Source organism: Butyrivibrio sp., assembly GCF_017940685.1.
In the GTDB taxonomy this organism is placed as follows: domain Bacteria; phylum Bacillota; class Clostridia; order Lachnospirales; family Lachnospiraceae; genus Butyrivibrio.
This window is the reverse complement of record NZ_JAGAYD010000165.1, coordinates 1-17,760: the sequence shown is the minus strand read 5'-3', so window position 1 is coordinate 17,760 and position 17,760 is coordinate 1. Positions and strand designations below refer to the sequence as shown.

Genomic DNA, 17,760 nt, shown 5'->3' with positions numbered 1-17,760 from the left:
AACCCGGGAATTGTACGGAAACAAGGGATTCTATCAACTTATTACATAACGGCCCTTGGTTGTATTTTTACCATTACAGGCTCTAAAAGGTTTGGGGAAATTTTTTAGAAAAAAGCTAAAGTAATGGTGACTTCTACCGATAAATGATATAGAAGTTCAAAAATACTCCAAGGAAGGAGGAAAAGATATGCGAATAGAAGCATACAGTCAGGTTCAGCAGATTTACTCTAACAGCAAAGTAGGTAAGCCGCAGGCAGCTAAGAAGACCAATGATATCAGAGATACTGTATCATTTTCTTCTATTGGAAAAGATATCCAGGTTGCTAAACAGGCTGTAAACAATGCTCCGGATGTCAGGGAAGATGTCGTTGCAAAGTTAAAAGCTGCTATTAAAAACGGTACTTATGATGTGAGTGGAGAGGCTTTTGCTGATAAGTTGCTGGCAAAGTACGAAGAGCTGGCTTAACTAGTCAGGCCACATCAATTAAATAACATAGGAGGATGATTCCAGTGGCAAGTCTTGTAGAAACACTGGTGGATGTTCTCGACAGAGAAGGTTCACTTTATGAAAAATTACTGGGATTATCTAGCCGGAAGACCACTATCATTATCAAAGGTGATCTTAAGGCACTTGCAGAAATCACGGATGAGGAGCAGTGCATAATAGGCGATATCCAAGCGGCAGAAAAACAAAGAGTGACAGCAATGACGGATATTGCAAATGTACTTAACATGGATGTTAATTCATTAAAACTGACCGATCTGATCCAGGTACTTGAGAAGAGACCAGCGGATCAGAGAAACCTGGCAGTGCAGCGGGATAGGCTTGTTGCCGTTGCAGACAATGTCAGGCGTGTAAATGGACAGAACCAGGAACTATTAAAGAGTTCCATAGAGATGGTTCAATTCGAGATGAACATCATCCAAGCGTCTAAGAGAGCTCCCCAGACGGCGAATTACTCAAGAGCTGCAGACACTACAGGCGAATGTTTAGGTTACACATCGGGCGGGTTTGATGCAAAGCAGTAACGTACCACTAAAAAGTGGTACGGGAGCATGTAGATAATCCACCCGGGTGAATACCGTAAATCGCGGTAGTGTCTTTTTTGTACCCTAAAACAAGGGACAGCGAGGTAACAAACATGTCTTTAATGGCTAACTTATATGTAGGTACATCGGGTCTTACAACTTCCCAGAATGCGCTGAACACCACAGCACATAACATGGCGAACCTGGACACCGAGGGCTACACAAGGCAGCAGGTTTCACAGGGAACCAGAGCGTATCAGACTTTAGAGAAAAAGAATGAAGCCATCGCCTGGAAACAGATCGGAACCGGAGTTAATTATAATAATTGTAAGCAGGTCAGAAGCGAATTCCTGGATATCTCCTATAGGACGGAGAATGGCAGGCTCGCTTTTTATGACGTTTCAGTAAAAGCTCTTGAAGAAATAGAAGATCAGCTCCAGGAAATGAATGGTTCTGAGTTCGCTGATTCCCTCAATAACCTTTGGGTTTCAGTACAGGAGCTGGCTAAGGATCCATGCTCAGCGGTTACACAGAGCTCTTTTGTCACAAGGGCAAATGAGTTTTTGACAAGAGCCAAGAGCGTATATGATGGCCTGGTTTCATATCAGGAAAACATGGATTCCACAGTAAAGACCATGTGCGATGACATCAACAAGATCGGCGACCGCATCAGAGCTTTAAACGAAGATATCGTAAACATCGAGTCAGGCAGAGAAGAAAAAGCAAACGACCTTAGAGATGAGAGAAACCTCCTACTAGACAGGCTTGGTGAGTACGGAAAGATCGAGTACCAGGAAGATATCTTTGGCAATGTGGCAGTTCTTTTCGAAGGATCTTCATTTGTAACAACCGACCACGTAAATCACCTGGGAGTTGATACAACTCTTGAAAGCTCAGTGGGATATGCAACTCCATATTGGGAGTACGCAGCAAAAACAGTGGACAACCACGACGGATCCAAGACAGTAGTTTCTATAGAAGGAGCTCATGTTTACGACCTGACACAGAACATCTCAACTGTGACAAACACCGATATCGGAAAGCTCCGTTCAGTGCTTCTTGCAAGGGGCGACCACAACGCAACTTACCACGATATCACAGAGGACTCCGAGTTCTACAACACCAACATCGCACAGTCCGTTATCATGAACGTTCAGGCTGAGTTCGACCAGATGGTGCACACAGTTATGACAACCATCAACGACATCATGGAAAACGCTGAAAGTAATCCGGCATTCCTTGATGGAAGTGTTGGAGAAGCCAAGGAATTCACGCTTTTTAGCTGCGCCAACGAAGAGGATAAGCTCACCTACGACATCAGTAAAGAAAAGCCAGCAGGCACAGTGCTTACAGGCTTTACAATAAAGAACACTCAGATAAATCCAAAGCTCATACAGGAGCCCACTCTTTTCACCTACAGAACCGTAGATGGAAATGAGGACAACGACACAGTTACCAAGATAAAAGAGGCTTTCACAAAAGAAAATTACGTCCTCAATCCAAACGTTTCAACAAGAAACAGCTTCGTCACCTATTACAACAGCCTGGTTTCACAGGTTGCCAACTCAGGTGATGTTTACGACAACATCAAGGAAGCGCAGGAACAGACTGTTGACTCGGTACAGTCAGCAAGAGAGCAGATCGTTGGAGTATCAAGCGATGAGGAACTTGAATTTATGATCATGTTCCAGAATGCATACAACGCATCCAGCCGATATATAAATGTAGTGAGCGAAATGCTTGAGCATCTGGTTTCAACTCTCGGAAGCTGATAATCCGAACCGCGTGTAGATTATTTTGAAGGAGAACCCGCATGACTTCTCAATTCTTTGGACTTAACATCGCAGGCTCAGGACTTAGAGCAGCAAATGCAGCCCTGAACACCACAGCCAACAACATATCAAATGCCAACACTGACGGCTATTCAAGGCAGACTGTTAAACAGGAAGCCAGTGACGCCTTAAGGGTTTTTGCAAAGTACGGCTGCGCAGGTGCAGGTGTTGACACCATCGCCATCGAGAGAGTCAGGGACGAATTTTACGACGTCAAGTACAGGAACAACGAGACCCTGCTTGGGGAAGTTAAGCAAAAGAACTATTACAACGGTCTTATTGAAGAGTACCTGGACGACAACGGAACCAGCGGATTCTCATCTCTTTTCAACAAGATGGAAACTGCAATGCAGTCAGTAATGACAGCAGCTGGAACCACAGAAACCAAGGCAACTTTCGTATCAAGCCTTAAGAGTATCACAGAGTATTTCAATAACGTATACAACTCACTTCAGAACGAGCAGGCAGATGTCAACGCAGAGATCAAGCTTGCGGCCGACAGAGTAAGTGCCATTGCTCAGGAAGTTGCTTCCATAAACAAGCAGATCAACGTCATCGAGATGACTGGCGCAAGGGCTAATGAGCTCAGGGACAAAAGAGATGTTCTGGTGGATGAGCTTTCCAAGATAATCTCAGTTGAGACCAAGGAAACTCCTATAGTTGATGAGTCACAGCCCGACAGAGAGACTGGAGCTACAAGATTCCAGATCTGGGTTGGCTCAGCTTACGAGCTGGTTGATACCTACGAGTACAAGCAGATGATCTGCGTATCAAGAGATGATGACGGCGCAGTTAACCAGAATGATGTCAAAGGTCTTTTCGACATCAAGTGGGGCGGCGCAAATTATAAGGATGGCGACAATGTAAACGAGCTTTCAGATTTCGCCCTTGATTCAAAGCTTATTGGCGGCGAACTCCAGGGACTTCTGGCCATGAGAGATGGTAACAACTACCAGTACTTCCACGGTAAGAGTCAGGTTACAGATGGAACGACAGGCGTAAACGGCGTAGTTCAGCACCCTGACGGAACAGTGACAATGAGCGTCAAGGTAGAAGCTGATTACCTAAAGAGCATGACCAAGGCTACAATCCCTGAGGATGGCACCATCAAGGTCGGTGCCAAGACTTACAAGTACGACAGTTGGGAGTACGACGGCAATGACGTGTACACCTTTACCATGGATCCTTCCACACTTTCAAGTCTTCCTGATGAGGGCAAGAACGTAAGCATCGGATACTCCAACAGCTATCAGGGAATTCCTTATTACATGGCCCAGATGAACGAGTGGATCCGCCAGTTCTCAGACGCTTTCAACCAAATAATGGTTTCCGGATATACATCAGATTCCCTGGAGGGCGTAAATGTCTTTTCCGCAGTTATGGATAACAACTCAGCAGCAGAGTACAGCTACGAGGAGCTCACAACTCTTTCTGCAAACAAAGGTTATTACAAGGTAAGAGCTGGTAATTTCACGGTAAGTTCAGTTCTTTTGGATAACTCAGACAGACTGGCAACCAAGGCAGATGTCACTGAGGGCGAGTCAGAGTTTGGCAATCTCAGCAAGTTAAAAGAGATGCTGGATACCAAGAGGATATTCAGAGGAGCAACATCAGGAGAGTTCCTTACAAAGGTTCTCGGAGATGTGGCACTTAACAAGAGTAACTCCAACACTTTGGAGGAGACTTATACATCCCTTGAAAACACCATCGGCAATCAGAGGCTTTCAGACTCAGGCGTTGATGAGGACGAGGAAGCTTCAAACCTGGTAAAATTCCAGAATGCATACACTCTTTCCTCCAAGATGATACAGACTCTTACGGAGATCTACGACAGACTAATCCTTCAGACTGGAGTATAAAAAAACTGAGATAGAAAAAATGATGGCAGCATCTGCAAGAATTTGCAGGTGCTGTCTTAAGTTTACGGGAAAACTGCCGATATAGTTATTGAAAATCTTATATTCTGCAAGGATGCGTATGTTTAGACAAAGGAATGTCTTTTTAGTGAGGGATAACTATGCGCATTACTAACAAGATCATGCAGAACAATTCACTCTATAACATTAATAATAACAAGGTCACAGAGGATCAGCTCAATACCATGATGCCCACAGGAAAAAAGATAACCAGGCCATCTGATGACCCTGTAATCGCCATAAGAGCACTTCGTCTTCGCAGCAATGTGACCCAGCTTTCACAGTACTACGAGAAGAATGCCAAGGATGCTGAGAGCTGGCTTCAGGTTACTGCTGATGCTCTTTCAACAATCACTGATGTTCTTACAGACTGCGTAAAGCAGGCTACAAAGGGTGCCAACAAGGACCTGACACTGGACGATCTTGATACCATCATCACTCAGATGGATGCTCTTGCACAGGAGTATTATTCAACTGGTAACGTTGACTACGCCGGAAGATACGTTTTTACTGGCTATAGAACAGATACAGCTCTTACTTACGACAAGACCACAACTGCAAGCTACACAGATATCAACGACGAGTTCGGTGCTGGCAATATCGCAGAGTCAAGCAGAGTTGTTGGCAAGTACAAACTTGAGAATGCGCAGATTTTAGACAGCAGTGTTTCAGCAACTCTTGAGAACGAGATAGTAGAAAAAACTGTTGGAAGACTTCGCCTTTCCTATGACAACCTTGATTATGTCGAGGGCGATGGAAAGTCAGCAGTTCTTAAGTATCGCGAGACTCTTGGCCAGCCGGCTACAAGTTCAGTCACAACTTCAATGAATTCAGCAAGTCTTACATTTAAGGATGAGCTTGGAGTTACCCACTACGCAGCAATTCCTTTGAACGAGACAGCCAAGGACGACTTCACAATAACAAGCAGCCTCGACAACATGATCTATTCTTCCAGCAGAAACAGCGATGGAACTTACACCATCACTGGACAGAATACAGAGACCAATTCATCTTACAAGCTCACAATGGCGGCAGATGGAACTCTTTTGACTAAATCTGCAAATGTAGATTCAGCCATCACTTCACTGGAGTCCACACAGGTGTCCACCATCACTTACACAAATCCTGAGGGAACAACTCCTAAGGTGGTGAAGGTTCCCCTCCTTCCAGCCATCGATCAGAGCTACACAATTGGGCTTACCGATGACGGATATACCGCAACGGTTAACAGCGATGGAACCTACACAGTTACTAATAACAGCAAGATTGAGAACAGCGATGGCTCTTTTAGCAACGAGATCATACAGGTTACCGGGAACGGAAGCGTGTACTGCTCCTATGTTGAGACCAGCATCACCATCGACAGTGACCACATGATCTACAAGACCAGCACAGAAGAGGATCTTGATGAGGCTTACAACGATCTTGGCCGCAATCCAGACGGAGCGCTTGCTTACCTAAATGCATCCACAGGCGAAGTTCTACTTAACGATTATTTAAAAGAGAAGCTCTCAACCCTTCCTGATATCATCAACGCCAAGTCCATCGACATGGTTTACGACAAGAAGGAGTGGGCAAAGGGTGACATAAGGCCGGAGAATCTTTTCGCCTGCGAGTACACAGACGAAAATCAAAGGCAGATCCTTTACAACAAGGGAACAGCGGGACATGGCATCGCCTATGATGTTGGTTTTGCTCAGTCAGTAGTTGTGAACACCACAGCTGACGCGGTATTTACCACCAATGTGAAAAGAGATGTAGGCGACCTTAAGGATAAACTCTCACAGTTAAAGAACATGAGCACAACCTTAAAAACTCTTAACGAAAGACTTGAGAGCGCTCAGGACGAAGAAACCAAGGCCAAGATAAATAGCCAGATAAGCTCAGCACAGAAGGCTTACGACTTCATGAGGGAAGACATCCAGAAGGAATTCGAGCACAAGATCACATCCATGCAGAAGTCCCTGGATACAGCAAACGTGGCAGTTACGGACAACGGTACAAGGTCAAAGAGACTTGATCTTATCAGCACAAGACTTATGAGCCAGACCACAACCTTTAAGACCCTTCAGTCTGAGAACGAGGATATAGATCTAGCAGAAGCTGCAACACAGCTCACTACTGCCCAGGTTACTTATGAGGCAAGCCTTATGGCAACTGGTAAGATTAGTCAGACAAGTCTGATGAATTACATTTAATTGTGGCAATTGTGCGACATACCGATTATAATTAATGATGTAGGAAATTGTTGGGAATAAGCGGGCAAAACCGCATAAAAACAGTGATTTTAAAATTCACGGAGGTACAGCATGAAATTAACAACTAGGATTTTCGGAGAAGTAGAGATTGAAGATAACAAGATCATCAATTTCCCAAATGGTATCATTGGGTTCCCTGATCTTACAAGGTTTACTCTGATCCATGATGAAGAGGAAGAGAGCGGCAAGAATACAATCAGGTGGCTGCAGTCAATTGATGAGCCTGGATTTGCAATGCCTGTAATTGATCCCCTGGTAGTATGCCCTGATTACAGCCCTTCAGTTGATGAGACAAAGGTAGCTGATATTGGTGATATCAAGGATGAAGACGTACTGGTTCTTGTAACAGTTACAGTTCCTCATGATCTTACCAAGATGACAGTTAATCTGATGGGACCTTTTGTTATCAACACAGAGAGCATGAAGGGTGTTCAGACCATCGTTGAGAACAGCGATTACCCTGTTAAGTTCCCTATCTATGATATTCTTCAGAAGAATAAGGAAGCTAAGGAGGGTTGAGCATGTTAGCATTATCAAGAAAAAAGAATGAGGCAATCATTATCAACAATAATATTGAGATCACCGTGCTGGACATCAGAGGTGATCAGATCAAGCTCGGCATTTCCGCACCAAAGGAAGTTCCAATCTACAGAAAAGAAGTTTATATCCAGATCCAGAACGAGAACAAGCAGGCAACAGACGTTGCAGGAATCGATGCACTGAAGAAGCTGCTGTGATAAGAGCGACTGGATTTGCAGGTTTGATAGATCTTACAAGTAGAGAGTTAGCCGACGCACTTTTGGTGCGTCGGTTTTTTGTGGGATAATCCAAGCAGTATCTTTTTCTTGGGGATTTGGTTTAAAGACTCTTCAGATATTCTGAAACATTTTTATATTCACAGTCCTTAAGTACAATGCCCGAAGCACCGTTATACAATACATACTTACCGGTTATTTTTCCATATTTCTTCTCTGTGAGTTTCATATGCTCTTGGTTTAGAAGATGCTTTAGCTGCTTTTCATCAGTTTTATCACTATGCTTTACTTCATAGATCTCGCAGGAATCTGTTTTTGAATCGTATACGACCATTTCAAATTCCCCTACATCAAACTGAAGCTTGAAAACCATTTTTGACTTGGGAAGAGCCTTGCGGGTCTCGATGAGAACGATGTCTTTAAGCATGATCCCGCGAACATCTTCTAATATCTTATGAGTGATGAGTAGCTTTTCTCTTTCACTAAGGAGCTTAAACTCTCTGTCTCTTAATAGTGAATAAACCAAAGCCTCAGCCTGACAATACCGCATTCCGGGCTGAGTAAAGATCACTTTCTTTTCATCCATTCCAACATCTACTGAAGCCGTTTCTATATCGATATAGTCTATCAGGTCAAGGGCTTTGAGATATTCGCGGATCTCTGTGGCTGCCGCCTGAGAGACTTGCTCTGAAAGATCTTCTTTTTCCCTTATACTCAAAATGCTTTTTAGTTTTACAATGACACCGGAGATGTTCATTTCGTCTAAAGCATTTGTTTGCATGTTTACATCTGGAGCAGAGCGAAGCATCTGGGCTGCGGATCTAAGATCTCTGGAGACAAACTCCTGCAGAATAACCTCTTTAGTGAATTCGTGGTTCATATCCTGGATGATCCTGTTGATGGCATTGGTAAGTTCATCAGCTTCGTAGAGCTTTTTCAGATGTCTGAAATGACCACCATTCTCATAGTATGCTAAAGAGTGCTGTATGTTTTTACAGATGGCAGTATCGATATACCTTCTTGCGCTCTCGTCATCTCTGAATGAGGCATCAAAAGAAGTGGCGTCATTGTTTTCGAAACCAAGCTCGCCCGCCTTTAATGTACCGCCATATCTAATGTATTCGTCAACACTGTCTGTCCGTAGGAGCCTTGAGTGTTCCCTAAATGGAATAAATGTGGTATGAACCATAACGGCTCTATCATATAGCTCTTCATTGGCTGCGAAATAAAATCCAAGAGAGTCAGTTCCTGACAGAACGATCTTCATGCCACCAGCTGCATAGACATCTGAGAATAATGAAGCAGAATCAATAAAGTCACTGATCAATGTGACTTCATCAATAAACACATACTTAAATCCCTTCTCCCACAACAGCTTAAGATCAGTGTTTATCGAAGCTATGGTGTCGGAAGGAGTGGCCTTGATGTAAACAGCCTGTGAGAACTCTTCCGGTTTCATGTCAAGAAGGAGCTGTCTGATAAGTGTGGTTTTCCCTGTTCTGCGAAGGCCGTAGATCAGGCATACTTTGTCGGATTCCCTGCTATATACATAGTTTTTAAGAATCTCATAGCAATCACGTTTCTCATAGCCCTTGGCCTGATCAGCCATCACTGACAGCCTTGCGCCAAGCATGGCATTGGAGGTGAGGTTCAGTGAAAGAACGTCTTGGCCAGCAGAGGTAGGAGTTTTAAGCTGTATCTCTTTTTGATATGCCTTCAATCTTTTTTCAAGTTCCCTGCGTTTTTCGATCAGCACTTTGAGATCAGCAAACTCAGTTTCTGTCACCAGGTCATAATGACGCTTGCCCGTCGCGTCCTTCCACTGATGATAAAAATAATAAGTGTTGTTGATTTTCTTTTTTGTTACACCACCTGCTGGGAGCTTATTTATCTCTTTTTGTAGTTTTTCTATCTCTTTATTCATATCTTTTAACCCTCAAATGGATTTTAACTCACTTTAACTCATTAATCAATGGGTTAAAATGAGTTAAGATGAGACAGAGATATTTTCGATAACTTGAATTGGTTAAACCGCAGATATTATAATTTATATAGAAATGAAAAAGGTGGTAATCAAGCAGATATGCGGATTCTATATTACGACTGGGATGAATTTAATGGGGACGACTGCAGGGATGCCATGAGAAGGCTGGGGCATGAGGTGGAGACCATCAGACTTGATCAGCTTGGTGGAGACCTGACGCCAGAGACCCAGCAGGAATTTAAGTGGCGCTTTGATCGCAGGGACGACTTAGGGAAAAGATATTTCGACCTGGTTTACAGTTTTGACTATTTCCCAAGTATTTCTGAAGTTTGCCAGAAGTATGACATGCCCTACGTGAGCTGGGTGTTTGACTGCCCGCATTATCCGCTTTTTTCGCCGTCAATTCATAACAAGGTAAACCGGATATTTGTTTTTGACAGAGATTTATATAAGAAACTGAAAGATAGAGGAGTGGAAACAGTTCATCATTGTCCCCTTGCAGTAAATGCCAAGAGGCTGTCTGAGCTGTGCAAAAGGCTAGACGATGTGAACGCCGTAGAAATCGGCAAAGGAACCGCCGAAGAAACCGGCGCTTTGAACAGCGGAGAAATCGCGTACCTACATGACGTTTGTTTCCTCGGAAGCCTCTACGATAACGAGTTTAATTTCTACGACCAGTGGACAGGGATTCCGCCGGAGATCAAGGAGTATATCGAGCAGGTAATACAGAGCCAGGAGAAGGTATTTGGCTACGATCTTTTTTCGGACGACAGAGTCCTGTCTGACTCTGATATTGAAGGAATCAGGAATTTCATAAATATAGAAGATACAGGACGGTATCGCATTGATTACAGCGATGTGATAAGGGATATATTCAGGAAAAAAGTTACTGTCAATGAGCGCAGGAACATCCTGACTGAGATGGGGAAGCGTTTTGATACAGCTGTTTATACCAACCCTGATGCAGCGCCAATTCCCAACGTTGAAAACCTGGGCGTTGTATCCTATACGGACAAGATGCCAGAAATTTTCCGCAAGAGCAAGATCAACCTGAATATCTCTCTAAGATGCATTACCTCTGGCGTGTCGCTCCGGGTCATGGATGTACTGGCGGCAGGTGGATTTCTTTTGACCACATATACATCTGAAATTGCCGAGTACTTCCAGGATGGCGTGGACCTTGCCATCGCAAGGACACCTGAGGAGATGATAGACAAGGCGGAGTACTATCTTACGCACGAAGACCAGCGAAAAGAGATCGCGCGAAACGGCCAAAAGAAGGTTTTTGAAAAGTTTGCATATACCAAACTATTACCTGGCGTATTAGAGTATAATTAAATAGAGAAAGAAGGTATCCAATGATTATTAAACAAATTACGATGCTAGACGATATATGGAAAGAACACAATCATTTCTATGATGACATGGTTAAGTTTTGTATTGACAAAAAGCGTAAGGTGGTAGCAATTGATGCAGACATGCATATAGATCTTGAGCATGAATTATATGATGATGGTTCTGAAGAAAGAGATATTTATGGCGGGAATATCATGAAAGATCCTGTCGAGGTTGTATGGGAGTCACATCCTAATATAAACCGCAATAAAGAATTGGGGATAGGAAAAGGCAGAGAACTAACTGACCAGGCTACAATTGATGAATTGTTTGACATTTTGAAAACATGGATAAGGTAAATAGCTATGACTAGTGAAGATTGGAATAAACTTGATATTAAGGAACAGCTGTCCAATGTGCATGGCGAAGTGAAGCGTCTTGTCAGAGCACGTAATAACTACAAAAGGGGTGTTTCGAAAGAGGATTACACTATGTCTTATATGAATAAGATACATAATCTTATTCTTCTTACATGTGAAGATCCGAAGAATAAGTACCGGGAAAAAGAACTTGTTGAGGAAGAAAATGAGATAAAACGATGGCTTAATGGTGAAGAAGATGATGACTATATATTAAGATATTGGTCGCAGTACACGAATGCGATTAGTTGAGTTGTGTAAAATCCTAAAATTTTTATAAATTTTAGGATTTTTTGCCCCATACTATAAAGAAAATATGACATTATCCGATATAGAGGATAAGAAATCGTGCATAGACACCTAGTGTGTTTTAAAGTTACAGTCGTTGTTAACCGCAGATCACGCCCTGATCTGACATGGAGGTAAAAGATTATGGGATTAGAAGCTATCAATGGTTTTAGTCCGCTGATGCAGCAGACACAGCCACAGGTTAAAGCACAGGTAAAAGAACAGAGCCAGTCTCAGTCTGAGATTGTGAATAGTGAGGCCAGTGGTGCTACCAATACCATTGATCTCAAAGTTGAAGCGGCTGATAATTCATCATCAGGCGGAGATGCTCAGAGCGGTGCCCAGAACTTCGCTAAGTCTCAGGACAGACTTGAGGCTACAGAAGAGCAGATCCAGGAGGACAACGAGAAGGTCAGAAAGGCAATTTCTGAGATGACCAAGAATGTCAAATCCAATGCTGAGGCGGTATTTGGCATCCACGACAAAACAAACCGCGTCACCATCAAGATGGTAGACAAGGAGACCAAGAAGGTCATCAAGGAATTCCCTCCCGAAGAGACTTTGGATATGATCGCCAAGGTTTGGGAGATTGCAGGCATCATGGTGGATGAAAAGAGATAATCTTACAGCTCACCGCAACCAGGAAATATTGTGCACCCAGGGAAGCGGTGCGACAGGGAAGTCAATGTAACATGCTCACGGATTGAGAAAGGAGTACACTATGCCTATAAGAATCACGGGAATGAATTCAGGACTGGATACCGAGAGTATCATAACAGCGCTGACACAGACTAAACAGGACAAACTGGATAATTATAAGGGTGATCAAAAGAAACTCACCTGGAAGCAGGATAAGTGGAAAGAACTCAATAAGAAGGTAAATTCTTTTTATAACGGAGTTCTGAGCAATATGAGGTTTTCAAGTGCATATACCAAGAAAACCACAGTTGCGAGTAAACCCAGTGCTGTTTCAATAGTGACTGGCGAAAATGCGATGAATACAATTCAGAATCTGAGTATTACATCGCTTTCAAAAAATGCATACATGACAGGCGATGCCATGGAGTACGAAGATGAGACCGGAAAGAAGGTTAAAGCATCTTCTTCCACAACCATGGATAAGCTTGGTATTTCGGGCACGCAGACTTTGGACATCACAGTTGGTGGTGAGACAAAGTCCATAGAGATAAAAGAGACAGACAAGGTATCTGATGTCCTTAACAATTTGAGAAACGCAGCTGGATCAGACCTTGATGTAAATTTTGATGATAAGAACGGAAGGTTTTATATTTCTTCAAAGGCTGCAGGAGCTAGCGGGAATTTCTCGTTCTCAGGAGATGCAGCAAGTGCTCTTGGCCTTGACAGTGAGAATTACATAAAGGGAACTAATGCAGTAATCAATCTCAATGGCGTAGAGTACGAGTCAAATAGCAACACTTTCGAGATCAACGGCCTTACCATAACAGCCAATGAGGTTGCAGAGAATATAACCCTTACAACCAAACAGGATACCAGCGGCATTTACGACAATATTAAAAACATGATCAAAGAGTACAATGAGCTGGTAAAAGAGATGTCAACCCTCTATAATGCTGATAAGGCTAAAAAGTATTCCATGCTCACTGACGATCAGAAAGAAGCCTTGTCTGAGAAAGAGGTTGAGGAGTGGGAGAATAAGATAAAAGATGGACTTCTCTCCGGTGATGAAACTCTTGGTAATATCCGAAATGGTCTCAAGGAGATCATTGGTAGCGGCTTTGATGTTACCCTAAAAGATGGAACTACTTCCAAGATGTATCTTTCAAGCTTTGGAATCGCTACAGGCAGCTACTTTAATACAGAAGAAAATGAGAGGGATGTCCTTCATATTGATGGGGATTCTGACGACTCTGTATCAAGTGGAAACACAGATCTTTTAAATGCAATGATCTCAACAGATCCGGATGCTGTTCAGAGCTTCTTTACTCAATTCTCACAGTCTCTTTACGGAAAGCTTTCGAATCTCATGAAGGGTTCGGAATTCAGCAGTGCATATACAATTTATGAAGACAAGTTGATGGCTTCACAATATAGTGCCTATAATACCAAGATATCAGATGCTCAGAAGGCACTTGAGGCAGCACAGGACAAGCTTTACAAGAAGTTCTCTGTTATGGAGACGGCACTTGCCAAGGTTAATTCAACAAGTGGATCTTTGTCCAGCTACTTTGGCGGCGGAAGCGGCTAAGTTCAAATAAAACTATAAGTTTAATATAATAGAAAACAGAAATGTGAGGGAAGAATATGCCGGTACTTACAGCACAACAAAGAGCTGCTTATGCACAGTATAAAAACAACAAGGTTAGTGCGGCCAGTGGCCCTGAGCTCACTCTTATGTTATACGATGGGACGATCAAGTTTTTAAACATTGCAAGTGCTGCAATTGAGAATAAAGATATCCAGAAGGCACATACCAATCTGATCAAGACTGAGAGGATAATTGAGTATCTCAGAAACACTCTGGATATGAAATATCCTGTGGCTCAGGACTTTGAAAACATGTATTCATACATAGCAAGACGCCTTGTGGAGGCCAATATATCTAAGGACAATGAGATTGTCGCAGAGATAAACGATCACATGCATGCCATAAGGGACAACTGGGTTGAGGTTATGAAGGCTAACCACATCATGGTCAAGGAAGCGTAAAGGAGATGATCATATGATATCAGCAAGCCTTGATATGTTGGAGGAAAGCCTTATAAAGAAACTTGAAGTCATGAAGAAGATCCAGGAAGTCAATGCAAGGCAAAAAGAGCTTTTATCTGATCCCGACAGTGTGGCTCTTGAGGATTATGACAAGACTTTGGACGAGAAGGGCGAGTATATTGACAAACTCCTTTCACTTGACGAGGGATTTCAGAGCCTGTTTGACAAGGTGAAAGAAGAAGTTGGAAGCCACAAGCAGGACTACGCAGACCAGATAAAGAGGATGCAGAGCCTGATCCAGCAGATAACAGGCATGAGTGCCTCAATAGAGGCTGAAGAGCACAGGAATAAGAGACTGGCAGAGAATTATTTTAACGTTGCCAGAACTCATATGAATCAGAGCAAACAGTCTTCGGTGGCAGCTTTCAACTACTATCAGACCATGAATAATTTCAAGAATATTCCGCCTCAGTTTATGGACAAGAAGAACTAAACAGAATAATCAGAATAGTATATGAAGAGACCTGATCATGTGATAGCAGGTCTCTTTTATTGTTATCACATATATAAAAGTTTCATTTATGCAATAAAAAGTGAAAATTTACTTCGATAAAGGGTTAAGTCATCGCAATCTGAGCCGATATAATTAGTGTAAAAAGAACTAAAGCAGCCATGGAAAGGACTCCGCGCAAGCTGCACAAATAAAGAAAATGGAAAGGCAGCAGGGAAGCGGGCCCCGTTCATGGAGGATTAATTATGGTAGTACAACACAACGTCACAGCAATGAATGCCAACAGGCAGCTCGGTATCACAACATCTAATCAGGCAAAGAGCAGCGAGAAGTTATCATCCGGTTATAAGATCAACAGAGCAGCAGATGATGCAGCAGGTCTTGCAATTTCCGAGAAGATGAGACGTCAGGTAAGAGGTCTTACACAGGCTTCATCAAACGCTCAGGATGGCATCTCAATGGTTCAGACAGCTGAAGGTGCGCTGAATGAAGTTCATGATATGCTCCAGAGAATGAACGAACTGGCTAACAAAGCTGCTAACGGAACTCTTACAACAGCTGACAGAAGTTACATCCAGCAGGAGATCACAGCACTTCAGAGCGAGATCAATCGTACATCCAATGATACTAAGTTCAATGAATTAGAGCTCTTAAGTGGTTCCTATTCTTATGATCTGCAGGTTGGAGCAGACCAGAATCAGACTATCACAGTTACACTGAAAAATATGACAGCTTCAGGCCTTGGAGTTGGTGCATCGCAGGTAACTGTTGGATCACAGATTGCAGCTCAGAATGCAATTGAATCTATCAAACAGGGTATCAGTAATCTTTCATCCATGAGAGCTGACCTCGGTGCTGTTCAGAACAGACTTGAGCATACTATCAAGAATCTGGATAACGTAGTTGAAAATACAACTGCTGCTGAGTCTCAGATCCGTGATACAGATATGGCTAAAGAGATGGTTAGATACTCTAACAACAATATCCTTGCTCAGGCAGGTCAATCAATGCTTGCTCAGGCAAATCAGACTAATCAGGGAGTATTGTCACTTCTTCAGTAATAAAGACAGATATAATATAGACACCGCCCTGCGCATGAAACGCAGGGCGGTTATGTATTTAAGGAATTATAATTATTTTATAAATTATGCATAAATTGTTCACATTATATTGGTGTATATTTGGCGGAATTGCGCTATAATCAATCTAGAAAAGAAAAACAAAAATTTTTTCAAATTTGCTCTAAAGTTTTGTTATGTTTCTCCGATACATAAATTGCAGGGATGAAATGTAACAAAAAAGTTACACCTGCCAGGGATAATAATATTCTGACGGAAATCTCAAGATCAGGGCCCGATCAAGGGACAACCGGAGGAAATTATTATAAAGCTTTATAAGAAACTAAAAAATGCATCACTGAGACAAAAGGATTTGTTTCAGTATTTACAAGGAGGTAAATTATGGTAGTACAACACAATATTACAGCAATGAACGCAAATAGACAGCTTGGTATCACAACTGGTGTACAGGCTAAGTCAAGTGAGAAGTTATCATCCGGTTACAAGATCAACAGAGCAGCAGATGATGCAGCAGGTCTTGCAATTTCCGAAAAGATGAGACGTCAGGTAAGAGGTCTTACACAGGCTTCTGCTAACGCTCAGGACGGTATCTCAATGGTTCAGACAGCTGAAGGTGCTCTTAACGAAGTTCATGATATGCTTCAGAGAATGAATGAACTGGCTAACAAGGCAGCTAACGGAACTCTTACAACAGCTGACAGAAGTTACATCCAGCAGGAAGTAAAAGCTCTTCAGAGTGAGATCAACCGTACTGCTAATGATACTAAGTTCAACGAGTTAGAGCTCTTAAGCGGTTCTACATCCTATAGCCTTCAGGTTGGAGCAGACCAGAATCAGACTATTACTGTTACTCTGAAGAAGATGACAGCATCAGGTCTTGGAGTTGCTTCAGATAAGGTTAAGGTTGGATCACAGTCATCTGCTCAGACAGCTATTCAGAACATCAAAGATGGTATCAGCAAGCTTTCATCTATGAGAGCTGACCTCGGTGCTGTTCAGAACAGACTTGAGCACACAGTTAAGAACCTTGACAACGTTGTTGAGAATACTCAGGCTGCTGAGAGCCAGATCCGTGATACAGATATGGCTAAAGAGATGGTTAAGTATTCAAACAACAACATCCTTGCTCAGGCTGGTCAGTCAATGCTGGCACAGGCAAACCAGAGCAACCAGGGTGTTCTGTCACTTCTTGGCTAATTGTCTATTTGAATATTTATTGCCACTACCAGAAAGAGCTCCGGGTAACCGGGGCTCTTTTTTGTCCAATGGTATCTCTATTTTAATCCGTATCATGATATACTTTATTTAGACTACTTAGTTACTGGAGAGGTGATCGAAATGAATACTGAACATCGTTTTGATATGCTGATAGTAGTAACACCGGCAGATTGTGAGAGAGTATTACAGCTCTATCCAAGGCTTGTTGACAAATTTAATAATGGTAATCTGTGCTTTATCGGAGCCCCGAGGGTTGGTGAACTGGTCAGGGACAGCGCCATAGCTGACAGGGCCGATTGGATAGATGAAACCTGCATTCCCGTGACTCGTCACTAGGATCGGCACTATGAAGTGCCAGAAATCCTTGTAAAATCGCTTGTTCTTGACATTTTTCTATTGCATTTTGCCTAGTTATGTATTATAATACATAACTAGGAGGTGCGATATG

General features: G+C 42.7%; 18 protein-coding genes. 17 read left to right on the top strand and 1 reads right to left on the bottom strand.

All coding sequences use genetic code 11. The annotated features are described in order from the left end of the window. Positions 1 to 187: 187 nt before the first annotated feature. From flgM to csrA, 7 genes are all read left to right on the top strand, one after another. On the top strand, positions 188 to 466 hold the full coding sequence (flgM, locus tag J6I68_RS10725) for a flagellar biosynthesis anti-sigma factor FlgM (RefSeq protein WP_120739302.1): 279 nt from the start codon (positions 188 to 190) through the stop codon (positions 464 to 466). A 44-nt stretch (positions 467 to 510) separates the two neighbouring features. Beyond that, positions 511 to 1,029: a flagellar protein FlgN gene (locus J6I68_RS10720; RefSeq protein WP_292220237.1), complete on the top strand. Its 519-nt coding sequence runs from the start codon at positions 511 to 513 to the stop codon at positions 1,027 to 1,029. Between the two features lie 113 nt (positions 1,030 to 1,142). Next, positions 1,143 to 2,801, top strand: coding sequence for a flagellar hook-associated protein FlgK (gene flgK / locus J6I68_RS10715; protein ID WP_292220235.1), 1,659 nt, complete (start codon positions 1,143 to 1,145; stop codon positions 2,799 to 2,801). A gap of 41 nt (positions 2,802 to 2,842) precedes the next feature. Beyond that, a complete protein-coding gene (locus J6I68_RS10710) occupies positions 2,843 to 4,720 on the top strand; it encodes a flagellar hook-associated protein FlgK (protein WP_292220233.1) in 1,878 nt (625 codons plus the stop codon). 158 nt (positions 4,721 to 4,878) lie between these two features. Continuing rightward, positions 4,879 to 6,975 (top strand): flagellin N-terminal helical domain-containing protein, encoded by a 2,097-nt coding sequence (locus J6I68_RS10705; protein ID WP_292220231.1) that lies wholly within the window; start codon positions 4,879 to 4,881, stop codon positions 6,973 to 6,975. A 111-nt stretch (positions 6,976 to 7,086) separates the two neighbouring features. Continuing rightward, on the top strand, positions 7,087 to 7,554 hold the full coding sequence (gene fliW / locus J6I68_RS10700) for a flagellar assembly protein FliW (protein ID WP_292220230.1): 468 nt from the start codon (positions 7,087 to 7,089) through the stop codon (positions 7,552 to 7,554). Positions 7,555 to 7,556: 2 nt separating this feature from the next. Next, complete coding sequence (gene csrA, locus J6I68_RS10695; protein ID WP_292205148.1) at positions 7,557 to 7,772, top strand: carbon storage regulator CsrA; 216 nt, start codon at positions 7,557 to 7,559, stop codon at positions 7,770 to 7,772. Between the two features lie 121 nt (positions 7,773 to 7,893). Here csrA and J6I68_RS10690 read toward each other — a convergent pair whose 3' ends face one another. After that, positions 7,894 to 9,714, bottom strand: coding sequence for an AAA family ATPase (locus tag J6I68_RS10690; RefSeq protein ID WP_292220228.1), 1,821 nt, complete (start codon positions 9,712 to 9,714; stop codon positions 7,894 to 7,896). A gap of 159 nt (positions 9,715 to 9,873) precedes the next feature. On the opposite strand from J6I68_RS10690, the gene J6I68_RS10685 reads away from it, so the two are divergent. The 10 genes from J6I68_RS10685 (at position 9,874) to J6I68_RS10640 (ending at position 17,648) form a co-directional block, all read left to right on the top strand. Next, positions 9,874 to 11,112 (top strand): CgeB family protein, encoded by a 1,239-nt coding sequence (locus J6I68_RS10685; protein ID WP_292220226.1) that lies wholly within the window; start codon positions 9,874 to 9,876, stop codon positions 11,110 to 11,112. A gap of 20 nt (positions 11,113 to 11,132) precedes the next feature. After that, on the top strand, positions 11,133 to 11,468 hold the full coding sequence (locus J6I68_RS10680; RefSeq protein WP_292220225.1) for a DUF5674 family protein: 336 nt from the start codon (positions 11,133 to 11,135) through the stop codon (positions 11,466 to 11,468). Between the two features lie 6 nt (positions 11,469 to 11,474). Then, positions 11,475 to 11,780 carry a hypothetical protein gene (locus J6I68_RS10675; RefSeq protein ID WP_292220223.1) on the top strand — a complete coding sequence of 102 codons (306 nt, stop codon included), beginning with the start codon at positions 11,475 to 11,477 and terminating at the stop codon, positions 11,778 to 11,780. A 180-nt stretch (positions 11,781 to 11,960) separates the two neighbouring features. Beyond that, positions 11,961 to 12,437 carry a flagellar protein FlaG gene (locus J6I68_RS10670; protein ID WP_292220222.1) on the top strand — a complete coding sequence of 159 codons (477 nt, stop codon included), beginning with the start codon at positions 11,961 to 11,963 and terminating at the stop codon, positions 12,435 to 12,437. A gap of 100 nt (positions 12,438 to 12,537) precedes the next feature. Beyond that, on the top strand, positions 12,538 to 14,043 hold the full coding sequence (gene fliD / locus J6I68_RS10665) for a flagellar filament capping protein FliD (protein WP_292220221.1): 1,506 nt from the start codon (positions 12,538 to 12,540) through the stop codon (positions 14,041 to 14,043). A 56-nt stretch (positions 14,044 to 14,099) separates the two neighbouring features. Next, the gene (fliS, locus tag J6I68_RS10660; protein ID WP_292220220.1) at positions 14,100 to 14,504 is read left to right on the top strand and encodes a flagellar export chaperone FliS; all 405 of its coding nucleotides are present in this window, start codon (positions 14,100 to 14,102) and stop codon (positions 14,502 to 14,504) included. Positions 14,505 to 14,517: 13 nt separating this feature from the next. Next, the gene (locus tag J6I68_RS10655; protein ID WP_292220219.1) at positions 14,518 to 14,997 is read left to right on the top strand and encodes a hypothetical protein; all 480 of its coding nucleotides are present in this window, start codon (positions 14,518 to 14,520) and stop codon (positions 14,995 to 14,997) included. Between the two features lie 263 nt (positions 14,998 to 15,260). Then, complete coding sequence (locus J6I68_RS10650; protein WP_292220218.1) at positions 15,261 to 16,076, top strand: flagellin N-terminal helical domain-containing protein; 816 nt, start codon at positions 15,261 to 15,263, stop codon at positions 16,074 to 16,076. Positions 16,077 to 16,475: 399 nt separating this feature from the next. Then, positions 16,476 to 17,291: a flagellin N-terminal helical domain-containing protein gene (locus J6I68_RS10645; RefSeq protein ID WP_292220217.1), complete on the top strand. Its 816-nt coding sequence runs from the start codon at positions 16,476 to 16,478 to the stop codon at positions 17,289 to 17,291. A gap of 141 nt (positions 17,292 to 17,432) precedes the next feature. Beyond that, the gene (locus J6I68_RS10640; RefSeq protein WP_292220216.1) at positions 17,433 to 17,648 is read left to right on the top strand and encodes a hypothetical protein; all 216 of its coding nucleotides are present in this window, start codon (positions 17,433 to 17,435) and stop codon (positions 17,646 to 17,648) included. The last annotated feature ends 112 nt before the right edge of the window (positions 17,649 to 17,760 follow it).